Annotated in this window: 17 protein-coding genes and 1 riboswitch; of the genes, 11 read left to right on the top strand and 6 right to left on the bottom strand. The window is 73.1% G+C overall.

Annotation, left to right across the window (positions count from 1 at the left end; translation table 11 throughout):
• Positions 1-149 precede the first annotated feature (149 nt).
• The 4 genes from AB0389_RS06675 (at position 150) to AB0389_RS06660 (ending at position 4,971) form a co-directional block, all read left to right on the top strand.
• Entirely contained in the window at positions 150-1,529 is a 1,380-nt protein-coding gene (locus AB0389_RS06675; RefSeq protein ID WP_366394294.1) for a pitrilysin family protein, read from the top strand.
• A 17-nt stretch (positions 1,530-1,546) separates the two neighbouring features.
• Entirely contained in the window at positions 1,547-2,929 is a 1,383-nt protein-coding gene (locus tag AB0389_RS06670) for a pitrilysin family protein (RefSeq protein WP_366394293.1), read from the top strand.
• Between the two features lie 191 nt (positions 2,930-3,120).
• Positions 3,121-3,292, top strand: a riboswitch (cyclic di-AMP (ydaO/yuaA leader).
• A gap of 12 nt (positions 3,293-3,304) precedes the next feature.
• Positions 3,305-4,090 (top strand): M23 family metallopeptidase, encoded by a 786-nt coding sequence (locus AB0389_RS06665; RefSeq protein WP_366394223.1) that lies wholly within the window; start codon positions 3,305-3,307, stop codon positions 4,088-4,090.
• A gap of 191 nt (positions 4,091-4,281) precedes the next feature.
• Positions 4,282-4,971: a GntR family transcriptional regulator gene (locus tag AB0389_RS06660; RefSeq protein ID WP_366394222.1), complete on the top strand. Its 690-nt coding sequence runs from the start codon at positions 4,282-4,284 to the stop codon at positions 4,969-4,971.
• 145 nt (positions 4,972-5,116) lie between these two features.
• Here the strand turns inward: AB0389_RS06660 and AB0389_RS06655 are convergent, their stop codons facing one another.
• Both AB0389_RS06655 and AB0389_RS06650 read right to left on the bottom strand, forming a co-directional pair.
• On the bottom strand, positions 5,117-6,337 hold the full coding sequence (locus AB0389_RS06655) for a S8 family peptidase (RefSeq protein ID WP_366394221.1): 1,221 nt from the start codon (positions 6,335-6,337) through the stop codon (positions 5,117-5,119).
• Between the two features lie 406 nt (positions 6,338-6,743).
• Positions 6,744-7,025 (bottom strand): HPr family phosphocarrier protein, encoded by a 282-nt coding sequence (locus AB0389_RS06650; RefSeq protein ID WP_366394220.1) that lies wholly within the window; start codon positions 7,023-7,025, stop codon positions 6,744-6,746.
• 112 nt (positions 7,026-7,137) lie between these two features.
• Here AB0389_RS06650 and AB0389_RS06645 point away from each other — a divergent pair, with 112 nt between their 5' ends.
• From AB0389_RS06645 to AB0389_RS06630, 4 genes are all read left to right on the top strand, one after another.
• A complete protein-coding gene (locus tag AB0389_RS06645; RefSeq protein WP_366394219.1) occupies positions 7,138-9,996 on the top strand; it encodes a GNAT family N-acetyltransferase in 2,859 nt (952 codons plus the stop codon).
• Positions 9,997-10,069: 73 nt separating this feature from the next.
• A complete protein-coding gene (locus AB0389_RS06640; RefSeq protein WP_114621663.1) occupies positions 10,070-10,666 on the top strand; it encodes a DUF5998 family protein in 597 nt (198 codons plus the stop codon).
• Positions 10,666-11,862 carry a nucleotide pyrophosphatase/phosphodiesterase family protein gene (locus AB0389_RS06635; RefSeq protein ID WP_366394218.1) on the top strand — a complete coding sequence of 399 codons (1,197 nt, stop codon included), beginning with the start codon at positions 10,666-10,668 and terminating at the stop codon, positions 11,860-11,862. The genes AB0389_RS06640 and AB0389_RS06635 overlap by 1 nt, the downstream gene beginning before the upstream one ends.
• A gap of 55 nt (positions 11,863-11,917) precedes the next feature.
• A complete protein-coding gene (locus AB0389_RS06630; RefSeq protein ID WP_366394217.1) occupies positions 11,918-12,568 on the top strand; it encodes a thymidine kinase in 651 nt (216 codons plus the stop codon).
• Positions 12,569-12,638: 70 nt separating this feature from the next.
• On the opposite strand, the gene AB0389_RS06625 is transcribed toward AB0389_RS06630, so the two are convergent.
• A complete protein-coding gene (locus AB0389_RS06625) occupies positions 12,639-13,418 on the bottom strand; it encodes a VOC family protein (protein WP_366394216.1) in 780 nt (259 codons plus the stop codon).
• A gap of 270 nt (positions 13,419-13,688) precedes the next feature.
• On the opposite strand from AB0389_RS06625, the gene AB0389_RS06620 reads away from it, so the two are divergent.
• A complete protein-coding gene (locus tag AB0389_RS06620; RefSeq protein WP_366394215.1) occupies positions 13,689-14,522 on the top strand; it encodes a sulfurtransferase in 834 nt (277 codons plus the stop codon).
• Positions 14,523-14,711: 189 nt separating this feature from the next.
• Here the strand turns inward: AB0389_RS06620 and sepH are convergent, their stop codons facing one another.
• Positions 14,712-15,782 (bottom strand): septation protein SepH, encoded by a 1,071-nt coding sequence (sepH, locus tag AB0389_RS06615; RefSeq protein ID WP_366394214.1) that lies wholly within the window; start codon positions 15,780-15,782, stop codon positions 14,712-14,714.
• Between the two features lie 470 nt (positions 15,783-16,252).
• On the opposite strand from sepH, the gene AB0389_RS06610 reads away from it, so the two are divergent.
• Positions 16,253-17,047 carry a hypothetical protein gene (locus AB0389_RS06610; RefSeq protein ID WP_366394213.1) on the top strand — a complete coding sequence of 265 codons (795 nt, stop codon included), beginning with the start codon at positions 16,253-16,255 and terminating at the stop codon, positions 17,045-17,047.
• An 8-nt stretch (positions 17,048-17,055) separates the two neighbouring features.
• Here AB0389_RS06610 and AB0389_RS06605 read toward each other — a convergent pair whose 3' ends face one another.
• On the bottom strand, positions 17,056-18,399 hold the full coding sequence (locus AB0389_RS06605) for a D-arabinono-1,4-lactone oxidase (protein ID WP_366394212.1): 1,344 nt from the start codon (positions 18,397-18,399) through the stop codon (positions 17,056-17,058).
• On the bottom strand, positions 18,353-19,606 hold the full coding sequence (locus AB0389_RS06600; RefSeq protein ID WP_366394211.1) for an MFS transporter: 1,254 nt from the start codon (positions 19,604-19,606) through the stop codon (positions 18,353-18,355). Before AB0389_RS06600 ends, AB0389_RS06605 begins: the two co-directional genes overlap by 47 nt.
• Before the next feature lie 164 nt (positions 19,607-19,770).
• On the opposite strand from AB0389_RS06600, the gene AB0389_RS06595 reads away from it, so the two are divergent.
• The gene (locus tag AB0389_RS06595) at positions 19,771-20,898 is read left to right on the top strand and encodes a ferrochelatase (RefSeq protein WP_366394210.1); all 1,128 of its coding nucleotides are present in this window, start codon (positions 19,771-19,773) and stop codon (positions 20,896-20,898) included.
• Positions 20,899-20,905 lie beyond the last annotated feature (7 nt).

Raw genomic sequence — 20,905 nt, 5'->3', positions numbered from 1 at the left:
CCGCGCCACTGACAACGCCGACCTCGACCCGTCGTTGGGCGGGTGGCGGGGGCGGCGGCGGGGGAGCCGCCACCGGGGAACTTCGCGTGGTCGCGGCACGCTTGCATACAGTGGCAGGACTTCTCCATATCGCGATCGAAGGGACGTACATGCCCATGGGTCACACGGCCACAGCGCAGGCCGGTTCCGGCGGCCTGACAGCTACTGAGCACCGCCTGGCCAACGGCCTGCGCGTGGTGCTCTCCGAGGACCACCTGACCCCGGTCGCCGCGGTCTGCCTCTGGTACGACGTCGGCTCGCGCCACGAGGTCAAGGGTCGTACGGGCCTCGCGCACCTCTTCGAGCACCTGATGTTCCAGGGATCGAAGCAGGTGGCGGGGAATGGCCACTTCGAGCTGGTGCAGGGGGCCGGCGGCTCCCTGAACGGCACCACCAGCTTCGAGCGCACCAACTATTTCGAGACCATGCCGACCCACCAGCTGGAGCTGGCGCTCTGGCTGGAAGCCGACCGGATGGGCTCGCTGCTCGCCGCGCTCGACGAAGAGTCCATGGAGAACCAGCGGGACGTCGTCAAGAACGAGCGCCGCCAGCGGTACGACAATGTGCCATACGGTACGGCCTTCGAACGGCTGACCGCACTCTCCTACCCCGAGGGTCATCCCTACCACCACACGCCGATCGGCTCCATGGCCGACCTGGACGCCGCGACGCTGGAGGACGCCCGCGCGTTCTTCCGTACCAACTACGCGCCGAACAACGCGGTGCTCTCCGTCGTCGGCGACATCGACCCCGAGCAGACGCTCGCCTGGGTCGAGAAGTACTTCGGCTCGATCCCGTCCCACGACGGCAAGCAGCCGCCGCGCGACGGCACGCTGCCCGACACCATCGGCCGTGAGCTGCGCGAGGAGATCCGCGAGGAGGTCCCGGCGCGCGCGCTGATGGCCGCCTACCGGCTGCCGCACGACGGCACCCGCGAGTGCGACGCCGCCGATCTGGCGCTCACCGTGCTCGGCGGCGGCGAGTCCTCCCGGCTCCACAACCGGCTGGTACGGCGCGACCGTACCGCCGTCGCCGCCGGCTTCGGACTGCTGCGGCTGGCCGGCGCCCCCTCCCTCGGCTGGCTGGACGTGAAGACGTCCGGCGGTGTCGAGGTCCCGGCCATCGAGGCGGCCGTCGACGAGGAGCTCGCCCGGCTCGCCGCCGAAGGACCGACCGACGAGGAGATGGAGCGCGCCCAGGCCCAGCTGGAGCGCGAGTGGCTGGACCGGCTCGGCACGGTCGCCGGCCGCGCCGACGAACTGTGCCGCTTCGCCGTGCTCTTCGGCGACCCGCAGCTGGCGCTCTCCGCCGTCACGCGCGTGCTGGACATCACCGCCGAGGAGGTACGGGCGGTCGCCGCCGCGCGGCTGCGCCCCGACAACCGGGCGGTGCTGGTGTACGAACCGCTCACCGCCGAGGACACCGGCACCACCGAGGACGCCGGCGACGAGCAGGCCGGGACCGACGAGCAGGAAGGGGCGGACCAGTGAGCGACGCCACTGTCACCATGGACTTCCATCCCCGGCCGACCGCCGGTGAGGCCAGGCCCTGGGCGTTCCCCGCCCCCGAGCGCGCCACACTCGGCAACGGCCTGACCGTGCTGCGCTGCGACCGCCCCGGCCAGCAGGTGGTGGCCGTCGAGATCAACCTCGACGCCCCGCTCGACGCCGAGCCCGAAGGGCTCGACGGCGTCGCCACCATCATGGCGCGGGCGCTCTCCGAGGGCACCGACAAGCACTCCGCCGAGGAGTTCGCCGCCGAGCTGGAGCGCTGCGGCGCCACGCTCGACGCGTACGCCGACCACCCCGGGCTCCGGGTCTCCCTGGAGGTCCCGGTCTCCCGGCTGCCCAAGGCGCTCGGCCTGCTCGCCGAGGCCCTGCGCGCCCCCGCCTTCGGCGACAGCGAGATCGAACGTCTCGTCGGCAACCGGCTCGACGAGATCCCGCACGAGACCGCCAACCCCGGCCGCCGGGCCGCCAAACAGCTCTCCAAGGAGCTGTTCCCGGCCACCCTGCGCATGTCCCGGCCGCGCCAGGGCACCGAGAAGACGGTCGAGCGCATCGACGCGGCCGGCGTCCGCGCCTTCTACGAGGCGCACGTACGCCCGGCCACGGCCACCGCGGTGATCGTCGGCGACCTCACGGGCGTCGATCTGGACGAGATCCTCGCCGACACCCTCGGCGCCTGGACCGGCAACACGGCCGCGCCCCGGCCCGTCCCGCCCGTGACCGCGGACGACACGGGCCGCGTCGTCATCGTGGACCGGCCCGGCGCCGTCCAGACCCAGCTGCTGATCGGCCGCATCGGCGCCGACCGCCACGACCGGGTCTGGGCCGCGCAGGTGCTCGGCACGTACTGCCTGGGCGGCACGCTCACCTCCCGGCTCGACCGGGTGCTGCGCGAGGAGAAGGGCTACACCTACGGTGTACGGGCCTACGGCCAGGTCCTGCGCTCCTCGGCGCCCGACGCCCCGGGCGGCCCGACCGGCGCCGCGATGCTCGCCATCAGCGGCTCCGTGGACACCGCCTCCACCGGGCCGGCGCTGGCGGACCTCTGGACCGTGCTGCGCACACTCGCGGCCGAGGGACTGACCGACGCCGAGCGCGATGTGGCCGTACAGAACCTGGTGGGCGTCGCCCCGTTGAAGTACGAGACGGCCGCCTCCGTCGCGGGCACCCTCGCCGACCAGGTCGAGCAGTTCCTGCCGGACGACTTCCAGGCGCGGCTGTACGCGCGGCTGGCCGAGACCGGCACCGTCGAGGCGACGGCCGCGGTCGTCAACGCCTTCCCGGTGGACCGGCTCGTGACCGTACTGGTCGGGGACGCGGCGCAGATCAAGGAGCCCGTCGAGGCGCTCGGTATCGGCGAAGTGACCGTGGTCACCGGCTGATTCGGCCCGCCGTACACGGAACCCCGGTGACCGCGGTCACCGGGGTTTTCCGTTCTGTCCCTGTTTCCCGTGGAAACATGCCGTCTGCCCTGTGGGGAACGCGACAAAACAGCCTGTCTGGTTGGCGTTGGAAAGGCCATCGGCTTAGCGTCGGTCCGGCTGTTCGGCCGTTGCGCCGCACCCGTGGCAACGGACAGCCATCGCCGAGTCCCCGTCAGGCGCGAGCCGAGGGGAGCCGGGGACCCACCGTCCCTGGGGTGAATCGGACCGCCTTCGCGCAGCTTCGCCGCGTGGAGGGGCCCGTAGGAGACCTTCCTGCTCCGAACCCGTCAGCTAACCCGGTAGGCGAGAGGGAAGGAAAGGACCCGTCACCCCATGGCGTTCACCCGTGCCACCGGGAAGCACCGCGCCCGGAGCCGTACCACCCGCCGGGGCGTCAACGCCGCGGGCGTCGCGACCCTCACCGCGACCGGCGTCGTCGGCACCCTCGCCGCCTCCCCGGCGCTCGCCTCGGGAGCAGGCGCCGAGGCCGCCTCGCAGACCGGCTTCAACCGGGTCGCCGACCTCGGTGACACCCTCGCCGTCGTGGTCGACGACCAGGCCCACGCCCAGCGTTACGCCGCCGACCGGTCGGCCAGGATCAAGGCCGAGGCCGTCGCGCGGGCGGAGGCCCAGCGGCTGGCCGAGGCGCGCGCCAAGGAGATACGCGCCACCAAGGAGCGCGCCACGCGCGCCGCCGAACGCACCCTCCTCGGCACCTTCCAACTCCCCGTCGCGGGCTCGTACATCACCACCGGATACCGGGCCGGCGGCTCCCTCTGGTCCTCCGGCAGTCACTCGGGCGTCGACTTCCGCGCCGCGTCAGGCACCCCGGTGGTGGCCGTCGGCGCCGCCACCGTCGTCGAGGCCGGCTGGGGCGGCTCGTACGGCAACAACGTCGTGCTGCGGATGAGCGACGGCACGTACACCCAGTACGGCCACCTCTCCTCGATCGAGGTCTCGGTGGGCCAGAGCCTCGCCCCCGGGCAGCGCCTCGGCCTCTCCGGCGCCAGCGGCAACGCCACCGGGCCGCATCTCCACTTCGAGGCGAGGACGGGACCGGACTACGGCTCCGACATGGACCCCGTCGCGTATCTGCGCGCGCACGGCGTGAACGTCTGACCGCTCCCGCCCGCTGCCCCATCGCGCCGTCCCGCTCCGCCCCGTCTCCGCTCCGCCGTCCGACCTGCCCGTTGGCCAAAAGATATCCATGGATTTCGGGCACCCTTCGGAAATTCTCGTTGATTGCAATAGAGTCACGGAACAGGCGTCAATCGGCTGCGTTTCGCGCGGATTAAGGCGGAGGTTCGGACATGCGCATTCCCGCGCACTCGGTATGCACGGCGATTCGCGACGACATCGTCTCCGGTCTGTTCGAGCGGGGTGGCCGGCTCACCGAGGAACACCTGGCGCGGCGCTACGGCGTCTCCCGGGTCCCGGTGCGCGAGGCCCTGCGCACGCTGGAGTCGGAGGGCTTCGTCACCACGCGCCGCCATGTCGGCGCCTGCGTGGCGGAGCCCACGGAGCAGGAGGCGGCCGACCTGCTGGAGGTGCGGCTGATGCTGGAGCCGCTCGGCGCGGCGCGGGCCGCCCAGCGCCGTACGGACGCCCATCTCAAGGTTCTCCGCGGCCTGGTCAGACTGGGTCAGGAGCGGGCCCGCCGGGGTCAGGGCGAGGATCTGCGCTCGCTCGGCGCGTGGTTCCACGAGACGCTCACCCAGGCGTCCGGGAGCCCGGCGCTCACCTCGCTGCTCACCCAGCTCCGGCACAAGATCACCTGGATGTACGTGGTCGAGCAGCCCGCCAACCCCGTGGAGTCCTGGGCGGAGCACGGCGCGATCGTGGACGCCGTGGCGCGCGGGGACGCGGAGCGGGCGCGGGCCCTGACGACCCTGCACGCGGAGCGGACCGCGGCGGTGCACCGGCTCCGCCGGCCGGAGCGCGGCCGGGAAAAGGTGAGGGCCTCGCAACATGCCGTAAACATCGCGAGCGTCCGCAATTAACAATCGCGCCGTATACAAAGAGATGAATTGGGCGGGGGATCTTTTCTGCTGCCCTCATGAATAAAAAGGAGCCGTGGTCCACTGAATTCCGTGGACCACGGCTCCGTCCTGCCTTTACGCGATCAGCCGGCCGCGATCGGACCGGTTACGGGACGAGCCGCAGCAGCAGGTTCGGCGAACCGGTGCCGACGCTGGTGAGCGAGCCCGAGGTGGCCCCGCCGGTCAGGGCGCTGAGCACCGTGGCCGGAGTGGCGCTGGGGCGGCTCGCCAGGTAGATCGCGGCCGCGCCCGCGACGTGCGGGGCCGCCATGGAGGTGCCGGAGAGCGTGGCGGTGGCCGTGTCGCTGGTGTAGTAGCCCGCGATGATGGACGAGCCCGGCGCGAAGATGTTCACGGCCGAGCCGTAGTTGGAGTAGCTGGCCTTCGCGTCCGTGCTGGTGGTGGCGCCGACGGTGATCGCGGTGGCGACCCGGGCCGGGGAGTACGAGGAGGCCAGGGCGCCGTTGTTGCCCGCCGCGACCGCGTAGGTCACACCGGAGGCGATCGAGTTGGCGACCGCCGTGTCGAGCGTGGTGCTGGCGCCGCCGCCGAGGGACATGTTGGCGACGGCCGGCTTGACGGCGTTGTTGGTGACCCAGTTGATGCCCGCGATCACGCCGGCGGTGGTGCCGGAGCCGGCGCTGTCGAGCACCTTGACCGCCACGATCTTGGCCGACTTGGCCACCCCGTAGGTGGTGCCCGCGATGGTGGTCGCGACGTGGGTGCCGTGGCCGTTGTCGTCATTGGCCGACGTCGTACCGGTGATCGCGTTGTAGCCGTACGAGGCCCGCCCGCTGATCTGCGCGTGCGTGATGCGTACGCCGGTGTCGATGACGTACGCCGTCACCCCGGAGCCCGCGGTGTCCGGGTACGTGTACGTGCCGCTCAGCGGCAGGGCCGCCTGGTCGATCCGGTCCAGGCCCCAGGGGGCGCTGGTCTGGGTGGCGTCGACCTGGACCTTCTGGTCCTGCTCGACCAGGGCGACCGCGGGGTCGGCGGCCAGCCGCTTGGCCTGGGTCTCGGTGAGCTTGGCCGCGTAGCCGTTGAGCGCGCCGTCGAAGGTACGGGCGACCTTGCCGCCGTACTCGGAGACGAGACCCTTGCCCGCCGCGGAGGACGCCGAGAAGCCGGCCGCCTCCTTGAGCGTGACGATGTAGCTGTCCTTGACCGCGGTGGGGGAGCCGGCGTGAAGGACCTTCCCTTCGGCCGGTGCGGCGTGGGCGGGGAGTGCGGCACCGGTGCCGAGCAGCGCGGCGGTGGCGGTCGCGGCGACCAGCGTCGCGAATCTGCGCCGGGTGGAGCGGCTGGTGTCACGTATGACTGTCATCGCGAGGGGTTCCTCCTCGGTGAGTCGGCGCGCGGCAGGTGGGGCGCGCGCCTGATGGGGGGAGTACCTGATGGGGGGAGTGCAGGTGTTCGCGCTGTGAACCGGAAGTGTCATGTACACCTCCCGGCCGGTTAAAGATTGCAGCAACTATCCGTGTAGAACAAGAGAGTTGGCGTCTTGTCATATCCCTGACACGAGCGCGAAATGGAATCCCCGCACATCAGTGATCACACGGGCCACCCCGGAACCCGGGGGTGACCAGGAGCGACGCGGCGGAGCCGGCGCGCTCACCCGTCCCGCGGCGGAAACGACATCGCTCCCGCGACCGCCGGTTCAGGGGCGGGTGCGGGAGCGATGGGGGCGGACGCGGGGGCGGCGAGGGCGGCCCCGCGCGTCGTCGGCCGGATCAGACCGTCTCGGGCAGCTCGTCCAGGCCCTCGGCGACCAGCTTCGCCAGCCGGTCCAGCGCCGCGTCGGCGCCCTCGGCGTCGGAGGAGAGCACGATCTCCTCGCCGCCCTGCGCGCCCAGGCCGAGCACCGCGAGCATCGAGGCGGCGTTGACCGGGTTGCCGTCGGCCTTCGCGATCGTCAGGGGCACGCCGGCGGCCGTGGCGGCGCGGACGAAGATGGAAGCGGGACGGGCGTGCAGGCCCTCGGCCCAGCCGACGTTGACGCGGCGCTCAGCCATGGTGTTGCCCTTCAAGTCAAAAAGTCCTAAAACGGTGTCCGCTCCACACTCTCATGTGCGTCGGCGCGTCTTCCCTCCGGCCCCGGGCGCGCCCCCGCCGTAGGATCTGTTCATGGAGCCGCCGGCCGACCACGCGTACCCCGCCCACTGGGAAGCGGACGTGGTGCTGCGCGACGGGGCCACCGCCCGGATCCGGCCCATCACCACCGCCGACGCGGACCGGCTGGTCAGCTTCTACGAGCAGGTCTCCGACGAATCGAAGTACTACCGCTTCTTCGCCCCCTACCCGCACCTCTCCGCCAAGGACGTGCACCGCTTCACCCACCACGACTACGTGGACCGGGTGGGGCTCGCGGTGACGGTGGGCGGCGAGTTCATCGCGACCGTACGGTACGACCGCATCGACGCCCGGGGCATGCCCGCGTCCGCGCCCGCCGACGAGGCGGAGGTCGCGTTCCTCGTCCAGGACGCGCACCAGGGGCGCGGGGTCGCCTCCACCCTGCTGGAGCACCTCGCCGCGGTCGCCAGGGAGCGGGGGATCCGGCGCTTCGCCGCCGACGTGCTGCCCGCCAACAGCAAGATGATCAAGGTCTTCCGGGACGCCGGGTACACCCAGAAGCGGAGCTTCGAGGACGGGTCCGTACGGCTCAGCCTCGACCTCGAACCCACGGCAGAGTCACTGGCGGTGCAGCGCGGACGCGAGCAGCGGGCGGAGGCGCGGTCCGTGCAGCGGCTCCTCGCGCCCGGCTCCGTCGCCGTCGTCGGCACCGGCCGCGCGCCGGGCGGAGCCGGCCGTACGGTGCTGCGCGGACTGACCGGCGCGGGCTTCACCGGCCGGGTGTACGCGGTGAACCGCGCGTTCACCGAGGACCGGCGGGAGATCGACGGTGTCCCCGCCTTCCGCTCGGTCACCGCGATCGGCGACCCCGTCGACCTCGCCGTCATCGCCGTCCCCGCGGAACGGGTCCCGGAGGCCGTCGCCGACTGCGGACGCCACGGCGTCCGCGGGGTCGTGGTCCTCTCGGCCGGCTACGCGGAGAGCGGCGCGGAGGGCAGGGCGCGCCAGCGCGAACTGGTCCGCCAGGCCCGCTCGTTCGGGATGCGCATCATCGGCCCCAACGCGTTCGGCATCATGAACACCGCAGACGCCGTCCGGCTCAACGCGTCCCTCGCGCCCGAACTGCCCGGCCGCGGCCGGATCGGCCTGTTCGCGCAGTCCGGCGCGATCGGCATCGCCCTGCTGTCCGGGCTGCGCCGGCGCGGCGCGGGCCTGTCGTCCTTCGTCTCGACGGGCAACCGCGCGGACGTCTCGGGCAACGACATCCTCCAGTACTGGTACGAGGACCCGGACACCGATGTCGTCCTCCTCTACCTCGAATCCATCGGCAACCCGCGCAAGTTCACCCGGCTGGCCCGGCGTACGGCGGCGGTCAAGCCGGTCGTGGTCGTCAAGGGCGCGCGCCACAGCGGCAGCGAGCCGCCGGGCCACGCCGTCCCGGCGACCCGGATCCCGGACGCCACGGTCTCGGCGCTGCTGCGCCAGGCCGGGGTGATCCGGGTCGACACGGTGACCGAGCTGGTCGACGCGGGGCTGCTGCTCGCCTCCGGGCCCCTCCCGGCGGGCCCGCGCGTCGCCATCCTCGGCAACTCCGAGTCGCTCGGGCTCCTCACCTACGACGCCTGCCTCACGGAGGGCCTGCGCCCCCTGCCGCCCCGCGATCTCACCACGGCCGCGACCCCGGCCGACTTCGGCACGGCCCTCGCGAACGCGCTCGCGGACCCGGCGTGCGACGCGGTGATCGTGACGGCCATCCCGTACGTCGGCGGGGAGGCCGCCCCGGCCGCGGCCCCGTCCGAGCCGGCGCGTCCGCCCGGGCAGGGCCTCGCCGCCTCCCTCGCCGCCGCGCTCCGCGAGGCCGCGGCGTACGCCCCGGCGAAGCCGGTCGCCGTGGTGCATGTGGAGATCGACGGCCTCGCCGAGGCCCTCGCGGCGGTCGGTAACGGCCACCGCCGTACCGGCGAGGAGCCCGTGCCCGCCGCCGGCCGGCCGACGCCGCCACCTGCCGCCCCCGCCCCTCCCTCCCCTCCCGCCACCCACGCCATCCCCGCCTACCCCGCCGCCGAGCGGGCCGTCCGGGCGCTGGCCGAGGCCGTGGGGTACGCGCAGTGGCGGCGGCAGGCGGCGGAGCCCGGGACCGTACCGGAGTTCCTCGACGACGCGATCGACGAGCACGCCGCCGCCGCGCTGATCGCCGGGTCGCTCGGCCGGTCGGCCGACCCGCACGGGCTCACCCTCGCCCCGGCCGACGCGTGCGAGCTGCTCGGCCACTACGGGATCCCCGTACGGCCCGCGCTGCCCGCCCCGACGGCCGACGAGGCCGCGGTGGCCGCCGCCCGGATCGGCTACCCCGTCGCGCTGAAGACGACCGCGCCGCATCTGCGGCACCGCGCCGACCTCGGGGGCGTCCGGCTCGACCTCGCCGACGAGGCGCAACTGCGCCTCGCGTACCGCGAGCTGACCGGCGCCCTCGGAGCCCCCGCCGAACTGCGGCCCGTCGTGCAGACGATGGCCCCGCGCGGGGTCGACACCGTCGTACGGGCCGCCATCGACGCGGCGGCCGGCGCCGTCCTCTCGTTCGGGCTGGCCGGGGCGCCGTCCGAGCTCCTCGGGGACCTGGCGCACCGGCTCGTCCCCGTCACCGACCGTGACGCCGCCGAACTGATCCGGTCCATCAGGACGGCCCCGCTCCTCTTCGGCTGGCGCGGCTCCGCGCCGGTCGACACCCCCGCCCTGGAGGAGCTGCTGCTGCGCGTCTCCCGGCTGGTGGACGACCACCCCGAGGTCGTCTCCGTCACGCTGGAGCCCGTGGTCGTCGCCGTGTACGGACTCTCCGTGCTCGGCGCGAGCGTCCGCCTCGCGCCGCCGCCCGCGCGCGACGACCTCGGTCCGCGCAGGCTGCCCGGCTACTGACGCCCGACGGCCGCCCGGGAACGTCCCGCACGGGCGTGACCGGCAGCCATCCCGCCACCGTAGGATGGCTCCCATGGCGAAGACCGGTACGACGACCCAGGGGCTGCGCACGGCGATCGAGCGCAGCGGCTACTACCCGGCTCTCGTGGCCGAGGCGGTGGAGGCCGCTGTCGGTGGCGAGCCGATCACGTCGTACGTGGTGCACCAGGAGACCACTTTCGACGCCAACGAGGTACGCCGTCATGTCACCGTCCTTGTGCTGACGGCACACCGCTTCATCGTCAGCCACACCGACGAGCAGGCCGCCGACTCCAGCTCCCCGACCCCCTATGCCACCACTTCCACCGAATCGGTCAAGATCGATCGGATCTCGTCGGTCGTGGTCAGCCGCGTGGTCGCCAACCCCGAGTCGTACAAGCCCGGCACGCTGCCGCGCGAGGTCGTGCTCACCATCGGGTGGGGCGCCGTCTCCCGGATCGATCTGGAGCCGGCCGCCTGCGGCGATCCCAACTGCGAGGCCGACCACGGCTACACCGGCAGCTCCACCGCCGACGATCTGAGCCTGCGGGTCAGCGAGGCCGGCGACGGCCCGGACACCGTCCGCCAGGCCCTCGCCTTCGCGCAGGCACTCTCCGAGGCCACTGCCGCCACCGCGGCGGCCGGCCGCTGATGGCCGCCCAGCCCCTCTGGCAGGACCCCGTCCCGCTCGACCTCACCACCGCGCCCCTCCCCGAGTACGGCAGCGGTTCGCTCGCCGATCTGCTGCCCACCCTCGCGGCCGGTCAGGGCGTACCGGATCTGACCGCGGGCATCACCGAACTGACGCCCGCCGACCGGAACTGCGTCTTTCTGATCGACGGTCTCGGCTGGGAGCAGATCAAGGCCCATCCGGCCGAGGCGCCCTATCTGACCTCGCTGCTCGGTACGTCGCGCGGCAACACCGGCCGCCCGCTCACCGCCGGCTTCCCCGCCACCACCGCGACCTCGCTCGCCTCGGTCGGTACGGGGCTGCCCCCGGCCCGGCACGGGCTGCCCGGCTACACCGTCCGCGACCCCGCGACCGGCGCGCTGATGAACCAGCTGCGCTGGCAGCCCTGGACCGACCCGCACGTGTGGCAGCCGTATCCGACCGTCTTCCAGCTCGCCGAGGCGGCGGGCGTGCACACCGCCCAGGTGTCGGCGCCGGCCTTCCAGCACACCCCGCTCACCAAGATCGCCCTCAGCGGCGGCACCTTCTTCGGCCGGCTCTCCGGCGAGGACCGGATGGATCTCGCCGCCGAGCAACTCGGCGCGGGGGACCGGTCCCTGGTCTACACGTACTACAGCGAGGTCGACGGCAAGGGCCACCGCTTCGGCGTCGACTCCGACGCCTGGCGCGGCCAGCTGATGTACGTCGACCGGCTCGTCCAGCGCCTCGCCGAGCAGCTGCCGCCGCGCAGCGCCCTCTACGTCACCGCCGACCACGGCATGATCGACATCCCCTTCGACGAGGAGTCGCGCATCGACTTCGACGAGGACTGGGAGCTGCGGGCCGGCGTCGCCCTGCTCGGCGGCGAGGGCAGGGCCCGGCACATCTACGCCGTGCCCGGCGCCGAGAGCGATGTCCTCACCGTCTGGCGCGAGGTGCTCGGTGACCGGTTCTGGGTGGCGAGCCGCGACGAGGCCCTCGCCACGGGCTGGTTCGGCCCGCCGGGCACGGTGGACGAGCGGGTGTACGGGCGGATCGGCGATGTCGTCGCCGCGGCCCACGACGACGTGGTCGTCACCGCCTCCGTACGGGAGCCGCACGAGTCCGCGATGGTCGGGATGCACGGCTCGATGACCCCCGTCGAACAGCTCGTTCCGCTGCTGGAAGTACGCTCGTAACCCGTCGCGTCCCTCCCGTTCGGCGACCACCCACCTGAAAGGCCCTCACCCCGTCATGCCAGAGCTGGTGTTCTTCTCCGGAACCATGGACTGCGGAAAGAGCACCCTGGCCCTGCAGATCGGCCACAACCGGTCGGCACGGGGGCTGCAAGGGGTGATCTTCACCCGGGACGACCGGGCGGGCGAGGGCAAGCTCTCCTCCCGCCTCGGGCTGGTCACGAACGCGGTGGAGGCGCACGAGGGCATGGACGTCTACGCCCATCTCGTGGGCCTCCTCTCCGAGGGGGGCCGGGTGGACTACGTCATCGTGGACGAGGCGCAGTTCCTGTCGCCCGGCCAGATCGACCAGCTCGCCCGGGTCGTCGACGACCTGAATCTGGACGTGTTCGCCTTCGGCATCACGACCGACTTCCGTACGAAGCTCTTCCCCGGCTCCCAGCGGCTCATCGAACTGGCCGACCGCATAGAGACCCTCCAGGTCGAGGCGTTGTGCTGGTGCGGCGCGCGGGCCACGCACAACGCCCGTACGGTGGACGGCGTCATGGTCGTCGAGGGCACTCAGGTCGTGGTGGGCGATGTGAACCAGTCGTCGGCCGAGGTGGGCTACGAGGTGCTGTGCCGGCGCCACCACCGGCGCGAGATGACGGCCGCGGCGGCCCGCGCCGCGGCCCTCTCCCCGGACGTACTCCCGGTCGCGACCGGCTGACCGAGCCACCGGGCTACCGGTCCGCCGGTCCGCCCGCCTGGAGGACCGGGCCGGACGCAGAAGCCGCTTCTCAGACCACCGGGTCCGACTGGACGATCGTGAAGACCGCGCCCTCCGGGTCCGCGACCGTCGCGAGCCGGCCCGTCGCGCCCTCGCGCGGCTGCCGGATCACCTGGCCGCCCAGCTCGGTCACCAGCCGCGCAGCCGCGTCCGTGTCGGCCACCTCGAAGTACGTCATCCAGTGCGAGCCGCGGTCGCGGTCGAGCGCCCGGCCCAGGCCGTGCAGCGAGGCGACGGGACGCCCCTCCAGCCGCAGCGTCCGAAAGTCGAAGTCGGCGGAGGTCGTAGCCTCCACGTCGTAGCCGAAGAGCGTCTCGTAGAACGTGCCGACCGTGGAGGTCTCGCGCGTGATCAGCTCGTTCCAGACGGGTGTGCCGTGCGCGCCGGCCACCGCAGTCCCGGTGTGCGCCGCCGCCTGCCAGATCCCGAAGACCGACCCCGCCGGGTCCGCGGCTATGGCCATCCGGCCCGCCTCGGCCGCGTCGAGCGGACCGACCCCGACCGTACCGCCGCAGCTTCTGATCGTCTCCGCCGTCACATCGGCGTCGTCCGTCGCCAGATAGGTCATCCAGGCGATCGGCAGATGACGGTCGGGCGGCAGCTGGCCGATCCCGGCGATCTCCCGGCCGTCGAGCAGGCCGCGGACGTACGGTCCGAGCTGCTGCGGTCCCGGCGTGAACTCCCAGCCGAACAGCGCGTGGTAGAACTCCTCGGTCGCGGTGAGGCCGTGCACCATCAGACTCACCCAGCAGGGTGTGCCGGGCGTACGCCGGATCGCAGCCTCGGTCATCGTCACTCTCTCCTCGGACCTCTGCCGGCCGTACGGGGCCGGTCGGAAACGGACGGAAAACAGACGGAAGTAGATGTGAGCGGTCGTGAACAGTCGGGAACGCGCGGGTGGCGGTGGTGACAACGACCCGCGGTGCCCGAGCAGATGCTCGCACCCGCCGCCGTCGGGCGCTCCGGGGCCGCGCCGCTCTTGGCGGGATCTCGATCCGCTGTTTACCGTCCGTTTCTCCGTGGTCACACGGCGAGCGGGCGGTACGGGAGGATGACGTCCATGACAGCCATCATCACCTCAGCCGAACTCTCCGGCGAGTCGGCCGGCCCGCGCCCGCCCCTACTCCTCGACGTCCGCTGGCGACTGGGCGGTCCTTCGGGCCGGCCGGAGTATCTGGCGGGCCATCTGGCCGGCGCCGTCTACATCGACCTCGACACCGAACTGGCGGGTCCGGCCGGCGCGGGCGGCCGGCATCCGCTGCCCGAGCCGGCGGCCTTCGGCGCCGTGATGCGCCGGGCCGGCGTCTCCCGGGACACCCCGGTGGTCGTGTACGACGGCGGCCAGGGCTGGGCCGCGGCCCGCGCCTGGTGGCTGCTGCGCTGGACCGGCCACGCGGACGTCCGCGTGCTGGACGGCGGTCTAGCCGCCTGGACGGGACCGCTCACCACCGAGGTACCGGCCCCCGCCGAGGGCGACTTCGCCCCGGTGCCCGGCGCGCTGCCCCTGCTGGACGCGGACGGCGCGGCGGCGCTGGCACGGGACGGCCTGCTGCTGGACGCGCGGGCGGCCGAGCGCTACCGCGGCGACGTCGAACCGATCGACCGCGTCGGCGGCCACATCCCGGGCGCGGTGTCCGCGCCCACCACGGAGAACGTGGCCGAAAACGCCGCCTTCCTCCCCGCCGAGACGCTCGCCGCCCGCTTCAAGGAACTGGGCGCCACCCCCGACACCGCGGGCGGCGTGGGCGTCTACTGCGGCTCCGGTGTCTCCGGCGCCCACGAGGTGCTCGCCCTGGAGATCGCGGGCATCCCGGCGGCGCTGTACGCGGGCTCCTGGTCCGAGTGGTCGGCGGACGAGTCCCGCCCGGTGGCCACGGGCCCCGACCCGCTCTGACCGGGCGACGGACGGGCTGAACGAGAGCCGAACGAGAGGCCCTGGGGCCCGTACGCCGGACCGGTGAGTACGGGCCCCTCGGATTACGTACTCAAGTACGTGCTGATTCTGTGGAGATGGCGCGGACACACGCCGGGCGGACCGGCAGGGGGACCGGGCGGGCCCGTCGGGGCGCCCACCGGGCCTCCGTCAGTCCTGCTTCTTCCGGCGCGTGCCGAACACGATCTCGTCCCAGCTGGGCACCGCCGCCCGGCGGCCCGGCCGTACGCCGTCCGCCTCCGCCTGGCGGTCCGTCGTGCCGGTGAGCCGGTCGCGGTGACCGGCCACCGAACGGGGCATCAGGACGTCCGCGTACGCGGAACCCGCGCCCGCCGAGGCGGCCGGGGCCACCGGCTCCTCGTCGAGATCCGGATCCTCGTCCTCGTCCGTGTCCGCGGGCTCGGCCGACGGGCGCTCGGGCACCACCATGTCGCCGCGGAAGCTCGGCACCGCCTCCAGCAGGCTGGTCAGCGAGTCCCGCTCGTTCGGCTCGTCGGGGTCGCCGGAGCCGGGACGGTCCATCGGCCGGTCGAGGCCGCGGTCCATCCCCCGGTCGCGCGGCAGCCGCGCGATCCTCGGCACGAAGGGGAAGCTCGGCTCCTTCGTGGCGACCGTGTCGTCCGTGTCACCGATCAGCGCGCGCGCCTCGTCGTCGACGGCCTGCACGAGCCGCCGGGGCGGGTCGTACGTCCAGCTCGCCGAGTGCGGCTCACCCGCGACCAGATAGACGAGCAGCACCTCCCAGGTGCCGTCGTCGCGCCGCCAGGAGTCCCACTGGACGGTCTCCTTGTCGGCGCCGCGCAGCGTCAGCCGCTCCTGCACGGCCTCGCCGAGCTGGGGTCCGGTGTTCTCGCCCGGCCGGCGCACGGCGGTCTTCCTGGCCCGCTCCGCCATGAAGGCGCGCTCCGCGAGCACCGGCCCCTCGAAGCGGCGGACCCGGTCCACCGGGATACCGGCGTGCTGGGCGACCTCCTCGGCCGAGGCACCTGCTCGTATCCGCGCCTGGATGTCACGGGGCCTGAGGTGGCTCTCCACCTCGATCTCGATCTGACCGAGCCTGGCTCGGTCATTGCGTACGGCCGCACGCAGCCGCTCGTCGATCGGAAGCGTGTATTCCGTGCTGTCGGCAGCCTTGAGCACCAGTCGTGTGCCGTCGTTCGAGACGGCCACGACACGCAGTTCGGGCATGGGAACCTCCCGGGTGGTGCCTGCCGACGTCACGTGCGTCGCTGCTTCCGCTAGTCGAGTGTGGCCTGCCCGGGTGCAGCCTGCCACAACCTTTCCTGCTGCCCGGCGTGTCGGGCATGTGCCCCGGAACGCCGATGACACGGTTACCTGTTTGCCGACGCAGGGTGACAATACCCGTCACTCTGTGGGGCAGGCGCCCGTGCGGTGCCGCGGCGCCGCTGGATCGAGTGCCACCTTCGGCCCCTTTCCGTTGTCCCGGACGCCCGCGAGGGAGTCCGGCCCCAGGGCTCGCCACAGTACTCCATTCGGGCCATGTGGGTGGACCGCCGCGCCGTCCAAGTTCTCTGCGCGCTGGGGAGTTGAACCGCGGGGACCGCTTCCGGCGGGTGTCCTGCTTCACAGAATCCCCGAAAACGGAACTATCGGTTTCGCTCAGTTGTCTCTTCTTGGTGCAAGGCGGGACAGAGGGACAGATGTGCAGACAGGGCAGACAGGGACGGCGGATGGTGCGGGAACAGGAACAGGGCGAGCAGAAGACGCGGAAGCTCGAACTGAGCGTGCCGCAGGTCGCGGGCAGCGCGCTCGCCGCGGTCGCCGCGGCGGTGCTGGCCTCCCGGCTCGGCGTGTACGGCACGATCATCGGCGCCGGCGTGGTGAGCGTGGTCGCGACCTGCGGCGGATCGGTCTTCTCCCATCTGTTCCGGCGCACCGGTGAGCAGCTCAAGGTCGTCACGGAACAGGCCGTGCGGCCGGGCGGGCGCCAGGTGCCCGTACCGCCGGAGCGGCCCGGGGCGGCGGCCCCCGCGCCTGGGGACCTCCCCGGCGACGCGTTCGGTCCGGCCACCACGCACCGCGCGCGTGCCCGGGGCCCGCGGCGCCCGGTGATCGCGGCCGGCGTGGTCTTCCTGGTCGCGATGCTCGGGATCACCGGTTTCGAGCTGATCTCCGGTCAGAACCTCGACGGCGGCACGGGGACGACCGTCGGATACGCCGTCAGCGGCGGCCACCACCGCACCACCCCGTCCACGACCCCCTCGGCCCCGGCCTCGACGGACACCGGTACGGAGTCGGGCTCGGGCTCGGACGGTACGGACTCCGGCGCCTCGCCCGACGCGTCGCCGTCGGCGTCCCCGTCCACCACCGCGCCGGACTCCACCGACGGCTCCGGTTCGTCTTCGTCCGGTACGACCCCGACGCCGGAACCGACCTCCTCCGGCAGCGCGGACGTCACCGGCGGTTCCAGCTCCCCGGACGCGGGCTCCGGCACCGCCGGCGCCACGGACACGACCGGCCGGTAGCCGGGCCGTCAGTCCCCGAGCACGCGCCGCAGATAGTCGTTGCCGAACAGCCGGTCCGGGTCCAGCCGGTCCCGCAGCGCCGTGAACTCGCCGAAGCGCGGATACGCCTCGGCCAGATACGCCGCGTCCCTGGTGTGGATCTTCCCCCAGTGCGGCCGGCCGCCGTGCGCGGTCATGATCCGCTCCACCGCCGTGAAGTACGAGCGGTGCGGCGTCCCCCGGTACAGATGCACCGCGATGTACGCGGTCTCCCGGCCCGAGGCGGTGGAGAGCGCGATGTCGTCGGCGGGGGCCGTACGGATCTCCGCCGGGAAGCTGATCTTCAGCGGGGAGCGCTCGACCATCGCCCTGACCTCGCGCAGCGCGCCGACCACGGCCTCCCGGGGCAGCGCGTACTCCATCTCCACGAAGCGCACCCGGCGCGGCGAGGTGAAGACCTTGTGCGGGATGTCCGTGTACGTACGGGCCGAGAGCGCCCGGCTGGAGACCCTGGCCAGCGCCGGGATGGTCGCGGGCACCGCCCGGCCCAGCGAACAGGCCACCTGGAAGGCGCCGTTGGACAGGAGCTCGTCCTCGATCCAGCCGCCGACCCGGCCGGGCGGCGCTGCGGGACCGGCGCTGCGGTTGTTGCGCTTGGTGTTGCAGTTGCCGGTGTGCGGAAACCAGTAGAACTCGAAGTGCTCGTTCTCGGCGACGTGCTGATCGAACTCGGCCGTGACCCGGTCGAACGTCATCGGTTCCTCGCGGGCCGTCAGCAGGAAGACCGGCTCCACCGCGAAGGTGATCGCGGTCACCACCCCCAGCGCGCCGAGCCCGATTCTGGCGGCGGCGAAGACCTCCGGATTCTCCTCCGCCGAGCAGCTCAGCACCGAGCCGTCCGCCGTGACCAGCTCCAGGGCACGGATCTGGGCGGCTATCGAGGCCGAGTCACGCCCGGTGCCGTGCGTACCGGTGGAGGTCGCGCCCGCCACGGTCTGCTCCGTGATGTCGCCCATGTTGGTGAGCGACAGACCCTCTCGGGCCAGCGCGGCGTTCAGCCGCTTGAGCGGGGTGCCGGCCGCCACCGTGACCGTGCCTGCGGCGCGGTCGATCCGCTGGATGCCGGTCAGCAGATCGGGCCGTATCAGCACCCCGTCGGTCGCGGCGGCCGAGGTGAAGGAGTGGCCCGTGCCGACGGCCTTCACCCGCAGCCCGTCCTCGGCCGCCGCGCGGACCGCGGCGGCCACCTCCGCCACGGAGGCGGGGGAGACCATGCGCGCCGGTTCGGCGGTGACCGTCCCCGCCCAGTTACGCCACGTACCGCTGTTACGCCACGTGCTCCTGGTCGTCGTGCCTGTCCGGTTCCCGGTCATCCGCCCCGTGCCCTCCCCGAATCGGTACCGGCCCGCGCAGCCGGCGATACCCCAGGAACGCCACCACGGCCGCGACCGCGCCCGCCGCGACGGGCACCGCGTACCCCGCCCGGGCCCCGGCCGCGTCCACCACCCAGCCGGCGGCCGACGAGCCGAGCGCCACGCCCACCGCGAGCCCGGTACTGGTCCAGGTCATGCCCTCGGTCAGCTTGGTGCGGGGTACGTGCGCTTCGACGAGGGCCATGGTGGTCACCATCGTGGGTGCGATGGCGAGGCCCGCGACAAAGAGCGCCACGGCCAAGAACGGCAGGTTCCCGGCCAGTTGGAGGGGGATCATACTCACGGCCATCGCGCAGACACCCAGCAGCCACCGCCGGGCGGCCGGTCCCGTGGGACGCAGCAGGCCGAACACCGCGCCCGCCAGACAGGAACCGAGCGCGTAGACCGCAAGCACCAGGCTCGCCGCCGCCTTGTGGCCCCGCTCCTCGGCGAAGGCGACCGTCACCACGTCGACCGCCCCGAAGATCGCCCCGGTCGCCACGAAGGTCGCCGTCAGCACCCGCAGCCCGGGGGAGCGCAGCGCCGAACCGCCGGCGTGCTTCTCGCGCGGCTCCGGTACGGGCTCGGTGGCGCGCTGCGCCGTCAGCCAGACGACCCCGGCCAGCAGGAACACGGCCGCAAGCAGCGGGCCCGCGGCCGGGAACCAGGCCGTCGACAGACCGATGGAGAGGATCGGGCCGACGATGAAGCACAGCTCGTCGACGATCGACTCCCAGGCGTACGCGGTGTGCAGCGCGTCCGGCGAGCCCCGGTGGATCACCGCCCAGCGCGCCCGCACCATCGCCCCCACGCTCGGCATGCCGCCCGCGCCCGCCGCGAAGACGAAGAGCGTCCAGTCGGGCGCGCCGAGCTGGGCGCAGAGCAGCAGCCCCATGACGGCCGCGACCGAGACGAGCGTCGCCGGGCGGAGCACCCGGGCCTGGCCGTGCCGGTCGACGAGCCGGGAGATCTGCGGGCCGAGCGCGGCGGCCGACAGCGCGAGCGCCGCGGCGACCGCCCCGGCGAGCCCGTACCGCCCGGTCAGCTGGGAGATCATCGTGACGACGCCGATGCCCACCATGGCCAGGGGCAGCCGGCCGAGGAGGCCGGCGGTGGTGAATCCCCGGGTGCCGGGGGTGGCGAAGAGCGCACGGTAGGAACTGGGCAACGGACGCTCCGGTAAGGAATGAATATGGCCGCGACAGCTTACGTTCCCGGTCCGGCGGGGCGAACCGATTTTCTCGGCCCTCCGACGGGCGGCCGAACCCGGCCGCCGGCCCCGGCCGTGGGGTTGCCGTCCGGCGCGGCACAGCGGATGGCAGGATCGGAAACATGCCCGAACAGCTCGCCCATTCCCCCTACGACGCCCTGCTCCTGCTCTCCTTCGGAGGCCCCGAGGGACCGGACGACGTCGTCCCGTTCCTCCGGAACGTCACCCGGGGCCGCGGCATCCCCGAGGAGCGGCTCAAGGAAGTGGGGCAGCACTACTTCCTCTTCGGCGGGGTCAGCCCGATCAACGAGCAGAACCGCGCCCTGCTGGACGCGCTGCGCAAGGACTTCGCCGAGCACGGCGTGGAGCTGCCGGTCTACTGGGGCAACCGCAACTGGGCCCCGTATCTGACCGACACCCTGCGGGAGATGGCCGCGGACGGCCGGCGCCGTATCGCGGTCCTCGCGACCAGCGCCTACGCCTCCTACTCCGGCTGCCGCCAGTACCGGGAGGACCTCGCGGGCGCGCTCGCCACCCTCGCCGAGGAGGGCGTCGAACCGCCCCGCGTCGACAAGCTGCGCCACTACTTCAACCACCCCGGCTTCGTCGGCCCCATGGTCGACGGCGTGCTCGCCTCGCTCGCCGAACTGCCCGAGGACGTACGGGCCGGGGCGCACCTCGCCTTCACCACCCACTCCATCCCCGACGCGGCGGCCGACACCTCGGGCCCGGTCGGGGACCACGGCGACGGCGGCGCCTATGTGGCCCAGCACCTCGACGTGGCCCGGGTGATCGTGGACCGGGTCCGCGCGGAGACCGGCGTCGAGCACCCCTGGCGCCTCGTCTACCAGTCGCGCAGCGGCGCCCCGCACATCCCCTGGCTGGAGCCGGACATCTGCGACCACCTGGAGGAGCTGCACGGCGAGGGCGTCCCCGCCGTCGTCATGGCCCCCATCGGCTTCGTCTCCGACCACATGGAGGTCCTGTACGACCTCGACACCGAGGCCACCGCCAAGGCCGCCGAGCTGGGGCTGCCGGTACGCCGCTCGGCGACGGTCGGGGCTGACCCGCGCTTCGCCGCGGCCGTACGCGACCTCCTCCTGGAGCGCGCGGCGGCCGAACAGGACCGGCCGGCGGCCCGCTGCGCCCTGGGCGCGCTCGGCCCGAGCCACGATCTCTGCCCGGTCGGCTGCTGCCCGGCCCGTGCCCCCAAGCCCGCCGCCGCGGGCGCCGACAGCCCGTACGCCTGAAGGAGCC

Source organism: Streptomyces sp. NPDC093109, from assembly GCF_040701725.1.
Classification (GTDB): domain Bacteria; phylum Actinomycetota; class Actinomycetes; order Streptomycetales; family Streptomycetaceae; genus Streptomyces.
Note: the sequence above shows the minus strand (reverse complement) of the source record. Positions and strands in the feature narration are given on the sequence as shown.